General features: G+C 71.4%; 1 protein-coding gene and 1 pseudogene. Both read left to right on the top strand.

The genetic code is table 11. The annotated features are described in order from the left end of the window. The first annotated feature begins 272 nt into the window (after positions 1–272). A complete protein-coding gene (gene lexA, locus DBR36_RS15400; RefSeq protein WP_108320602.1) occupies positions 273–962 on the top strand; it encodes a transcriptional repressor LexA in 690 nt (229 codons plus the stop codon). Positions 963–1,071: 109 nt separating this feature from the next. Next, positions 1,072–1,336 (top strand): annotated as a pseudogene (locus DBR36_RS15395) (hypothetical protein); the annotation flags it as partial.

Raw genomic sequence — 1,336 nt, 5'->3', positions numbered from 1 at the left:
GGGCGATGCTGCTCATGGTGTGCTCCTTGACGGGGAGAGATTCGCACCCCGGCCTCGGCCGGGAGGCCGGGGTGCGAATCTGTATTCCGAATCTATCTTCGATAGTGCAGGGGTGTCAACAACCCGTGAGTCGGAGAGGAATCGAACGCGACACGCGCGGAGGTCCGTGCGTTCCGCCTCGATCACCGGATACGGTTTCGACACGGAGACCTCATCACCAACCTCCGACATTCGAAGATCCGCCGTCTTTCCGCGGCGCGAGGGGAGCCCAGATGACCGACGCGACGACCGCCGCCGGCCGCGAACGACCGCAGACGCGGCGGCGCAAGAACCTCAGCGACAAGCAGCTCGCGATCCTCGAGGTCATCCAGCGCTCGATCGCCCGGCACGGCTATCCGCCGAGCATGCGCGAGATCGGCGACGCGGTCGGACTCAAGTCACTGTCCAGCGTCACCCACCAGCTCAATCAGCTCGAGCTCAGCGGCTACCTGCGACGCGACCCCGGCAAGACCCGCGCGATGGAGGTGCTGATCGACCTCCCCGGCGCCGCCGCCGAGAACCCGGCCGACACCGCCCCGGCGCTCGGGGATGCCGCCCTGGTCCCCCTCGTCGGCCGCATCGCCGCGGGAGTGCCCATCACCGCCGACCAGCAGGTCGAAGAGATCTTCCCGCTCCCCCGGCAGCTGGTCGGCAAGGGCGAGCTGTTCATGCTCAAGGTGTCGGGGGATTCCATGATCGACGCGGCGATCTGCGACGGCGACTGGGTCGTCGTGCGGTCGCAGGCGACGGCGGAGAACGGTGAGATCGTCGCGGCCATGCTCGACGGCGAGGCGACCGTCAAGACGTTCCGCCGCCGCGACGGGCACACCTGGCTGCTGCCGCGCAACAGCGCCTTCGAGCCGATCCTCGGCGACGAGGCGGTCGTCCTCGGCCGGATCGTCGCGGTCCTGCGCACGGTCTGACCCGCGGGGAACCGAAAAAGCGGCCCGGGCGGGTGAACCCTGCCCGCTGCGGCGGGGCGCCCTGCACCCGGTCTCCTACGGTGGGGGGACGAGCCCGAGAGCGAGAGCCATGCCGTCCACCGACACGACCTCCCCGACCGACGAACCCGCGCCTTCTTCTCCGCCCCCGCCGGAGCCCATCGCGGCGGACGCCCCCGCCGAGGTCGGTGCGGACAGCTCGCCCGCAGCGACGCCGGCCCCCCTCGCCGACGTGGCGGGAGCGCTCGCGACGGGAACCCCCGCGCTATCAGCGCCCTCGCGCCGTCGGCCGCGCCGCAGCACGATCGTGCTCGGCGCCGCTCTCGCCGCGGTCCTCGTGGCGACCGGTGCCGGGG

It is taken from the genome of Microbacterium sp. HMWF026 (assembly GCF_003061325.1).
GTDB classification, from domain to species: domain Bacteria; phylum Actinomycetota; class Actinomycetes; order Actinomycetales; family Microbacteriaceae; genus Microbacterium; species Microbacterium testaceum_E.
This window is presented reverse-complemented; position numbering and strand designations above follow the sequence as displayed.

Bases quoted from the DNA above. Each gene is read 5' to 3' on its own strand.
- lexA (WP_108320602.1), top strand. From the start codon at position 273: ATGACCGACGCGACGACCGCCGCCGGCCGCGAACGACCGCAGACGCGG.